Annotated in this window: 3 protein-coding genes; all 3 read right to left on the bottom strand. The window is 71.4% G+C overall.

The genetic code is table 11. From position 1 onward, the window contains the following. Positions 1–116: 116 nt before the first annotated feature. Positions 117–1,424, bottom strand: coding sequence for an adenylosuccinate lyase (gene purB / locus ACIKT0_RS15165; protein ID WP_407106152.1), 1,308 nt, complete (start codon positions 1,422–1,424; stop codon positions 117–119). Between the two features lie 85 nt (positions 1,425–1,509). Next, positions 1,510–2,337 (bottom strand): RNA methyltransferase, encoded by an 828-nt coding sequence (locus ACIKT0_RS15170; RefSeq protein ID WP_407106154.1) that lies wholly within the window; start codon positions 2,335–2,337, stop codon positions 1,510–1,512. Positions 2,338–2,399: 62 nt separating this feature from the next. Further along, positions 2,400–3,533: an MFS transporter gene (locus tag ACIKT0_RS15175; protein ID WP_407106156.1), complete on the bottom strand. Its 1,134-nt coding sequence runs from the start codon at positions 3,531–3,533 to the stop codon at positions 2,400–2,402. Position 3,534 lies beyond the last annotated feature (1 nt).

Consider the following 3,534-nt stretch of genomic DNA (forward strand, 5'->3'; position numbering starts at 1 on the left):
GGCGGCGGCGGCCGGGGCGGCGGCGATCATGGCGGCCGCGGCGGCCGCGAGCGCTAGAAGAAAAGCGCTGAAAGAAATCGGACGGGCGGCGCGAGCCGCCCGTTCTGCTTTCGGGGTCAGTCGGCGCCGAACACCCGCGCGAACACGGCGTCGACCGCCTTGAAGTGATAGCCGAGGTCGAACGCCTCCTCGAGCTCGGCCTCGGACAGGAAGCCGCGGACCTCCTGGTCGGCCTTGAGCAGCGTCAGGAAATCGCCCTCGCCCCGCCAGACGGGCATCGCGTTGCGCTGCACGAGCCGGTAGGCGTCTTCGCGCGAGGCGCCCTTCTGGGTGAGCGCCAGCAGCACGCGCTGCGAGTGCACCAGCCCGCCGAGCCGGTCGAGATTGGCCTGCATGCGCTCCGGATAGACCAGCAGCTTCTCGACCACCCCGGCCAGACGGTTGAGCGCGAAGTCGAGCGTCACTGTCGCGTCGGGGCCGATCATCCGCTCGACCGAGGAATGCGAGATGTCCCGCTCGTGCCAGAGCGCGACGTTCTCCATCGCGGGCAGCGCGTAGGAGCGGACCATCCGCGCGAGGCCGGTGACGTTCTCGGTCAGCACCGGATTGCGCTTGTGCGGCATCGCGGACGAGCCCTTCTGCCCCTCGGAGAAGAACTCCTCGGCCTCCAGCACCTCGGTGCGCTGCAGATGGCGGATCTCGGTCGCGAGCCGCTCGCAGGACGACGCCACCACGCCAAGCGTGGCGAAGAACATCGCGTGCCGGTCGCGCGGGATGACCTGGGTCGAAACCGGCTCGACAGCCAGCCCGAGCTTTTCGGCCACATGCGCCTCGACCGCCATGTCGACATTGGCGAAGGTGCCGACGGCGCCGGAGATCGCGCAGGTCGCGATCTCCTTGCGGGCCGCGATCAGCCGCTCGCGGGCGCGCTGGAACTCGACATAGTAGCCGGCGAGCTTGAGCCCGAACGTCGTGGGCTCCGCATGGATGCCGTGGCTGCGGCCGATGGTGGGGGTGCGCTTGTGCTCGATCGCGCGGGCCTTGAGCGCCGCGAGCAGGCGGTCCACGTCCGCGATCAGCAGATCAGCGGCGCGCTTCAGCTGCACCGCCAGGCAGGTATCGAGCACGTCGGAGGACGTCATGCCCTGATGCACGAAGCGCGCGTCCGGACCGACGAACTCGGCGAGATGGGTCAGGAAGGCGATCACGTCATGCTTGGTGACGCGCTCGATCTCGTCGATGCGGTCGACGTCGAACGTCGCGGCGCCGCCCTTCTCCCAGATCGTCTTCGCGGCCTCCTTCGGGATCACGCCGAGCTCGGCCAGCGCGTCGGCGGCGTGCGCCTCGATCTCGAACCAGATGCGGAAGCGCGTCTCGGGCGACCAGATTTCGGTCATCTCGGGACGGGAATAGCGGGGGATCATGGGCGTCGCTCGGCTTGGAGGGGCGCGGGCGTCCTACCGACGCAGCGCGCCGCGCGCAAGGAGCCAGAGCGCGACGCGGGCCGTCTCAGCCTTCCTCCGGGTCCTTCAACGGCTTGAGCAGGGTGCGTCCCCGCCCCTGCGGGCCCGGGCGGCCCTCCGCCAGCGCCGCCACGATGCCGTGCAGCGTCTGGAGGTCCTGCCGGGACGGGTCCATGCGGTGGATCATGTTGCGGATGTTGCGGATCATCGAAGCCCGCTTCTCGGGGGAGCGGAAGAAGCCGGTCTCGTCGAGCTCTCCTTCGAGATGCGCGAACAGCGCCACGATCTCGGCCTGCGTGCCGGGGGGCGAGCGGGTCGGCATCTCGAACGCCGGCGCGCCGCCGGTCGCGGCCTTGAACCATTCATAGCCGACGAGCAGCACCGCCTGGGCGAGGTTGAGGCTGGCGTAGGCCGGGTTCACCGGGAACGTCACCACCCGGCTCGCGAGCGCGATCTCGTCATTCTCGAGCCCGGTCCGTTCGCGTCCGAACAGCAGCCCGACGCGTCCGCCGCCTGTTGCGTGCTGCGCCATCAGCCGGGCCGCGGCTTCCGGCACGTCGACGGGCTTGGCCTGTCCGCGCCCCCGCGCCGTGGTGGCGAACAGAAGCGTCAGGTCCGCGATCGCCTCCTCTATGCTGTCGAAGTGGCGCGCCGCCTCCAGGATATAGTGCGCCCCGGCCGAGCGGACCCGCGCGCCCTCGGCCTCGGTCTTGCCCGGCGCGCGAACCACGCGCAGGTCGCTGAGCGCGAAGTTGGCCATCGCGCGGGCGACGGCGCCGACGTTCTCCGCTAGCTGCGGCTCCACCAGAACCACCGCGGGTCCCGCGGGCAGCAGGGCTGCGGCGTCTGCCTTGGTGCGATCGGTGCCCGCCATGTCCTCGGTCCGGAAAAGTGTGGGGCGCGAGATGGCCCAAGCCCGGCGGGCGACGCAAGCCCTCAGTGGGCCGGCCGCTCCACGCTGGCCGCCACCAGCGCCGCCAGCGGCAGCGCGGCGCCCACGACCGCCAGGCCGATCCACCCGAAATAGGTGAACACCGGGCTCGTCAGCGCGGAGCCGAGCGCGCCGCCGAGGAACAGGATCGCGACATAGAGGCCGTTGATCCGGCCGCGCGCCGCAGCGTCGAGCCCGTAGATCTCGCGCTGCCCGAGGATCATGTTGGCCTGCACGCCCATGTCGAGCACGATCGCGGCCAGCAGCAGGCCGGCCAGTCCCAGGGTCCAGTCGAGGCCCGCCAGGACCATGCCGGCGACGCCGCACGCGATCGCGATCAGCGTTCCGACACGGGTATGGCCGGCGTCGGCCATGCGGCCCGCGAAGGGCGCGATCAGCGCGCCGCTTGCGCCCGCCAGCGCGAACAGGCCGATCATGCTGTGCGACCAGCCATACTCGCCGGCGAGCCGCATCGGCGAAGCGGTCCAGAAGAGGCTGAACGCGGCGAACATCGCCGCCTGATAGAGCGCCCGGCGGCGCAGCGTCGGGTATCGGGCGAGCAGTTCCGCCATGGAGCCGATCAGCTGGCCATAGCTCATCCGGCTTTCCGGGCGGCGCGACGGGATCAGCGCGCGGAGCGCAACGGCGGTGACCGCCATCAGCACGGCCGACAGGCCGAACATCGCCCGCCACCCGAACGCGTCCGCCACCACGCCGGCGACCGGCCGCGCCAGCAGGATGCCGAACAGCAGCCCGCTCATGATCGTGCCGACGACGCGCCCGCGGCTCGCCTCGGGCTCCATCCCGGCGATCAGCGGCAGCAGCATCTGGGCTGCGACCGACGCAATGCCGATCAGCAGGGAGGCGGACAGGAACACGGCGCCGTTCGGCGCCACGGCGGCCACCACCAGGGCGGCGGCCGCCGCCGCCAGCGTGGCGGTCAGCAGCCTGCGGCTCTCCACGAGGTCGACCAAGGGCGCGAGGAGCAGAAGGCCGATCGCATAGCCGATCTGGGTCAGCGCCACGACGGCGCTCGCAAGCGCCGCCGCCACGCCGAGGTCGCGCGCGATCAGATCGACCAGCGGCTGGGCGTAATAGAGGTTCGCGACGATGGCCCCGCAGGCGGCCGCCGCCGCCAGC

The organism is Hansschlegelia beijingensis (genome assembly GCF_045505405.1).
Taxonomy (GTDB): Bacteria; Pseudomonadota; Alphaproteobacteria; order Rhizobiales; family Methylopilaceae; genus Methylopila; species Methylopila beijingensis_A.

Excerpts from the sequence above, each read along its gene's own strand:
- ACIKT0_RS15170 (WP_407106154.1), bottom strand. The coding sequence starts at position 2,337 with ATGGCGGGCACCGATCGCACCAAGGCAGACGCCGCAGCCCTGCTGCCC.
- purB (WP_407106152.1), bottom strand. The coding sequence starts at position 1,424 with ATGATCCCCCGCTATTCCCGTCCCGAGATGACCGAAATCTGGTCGCCC.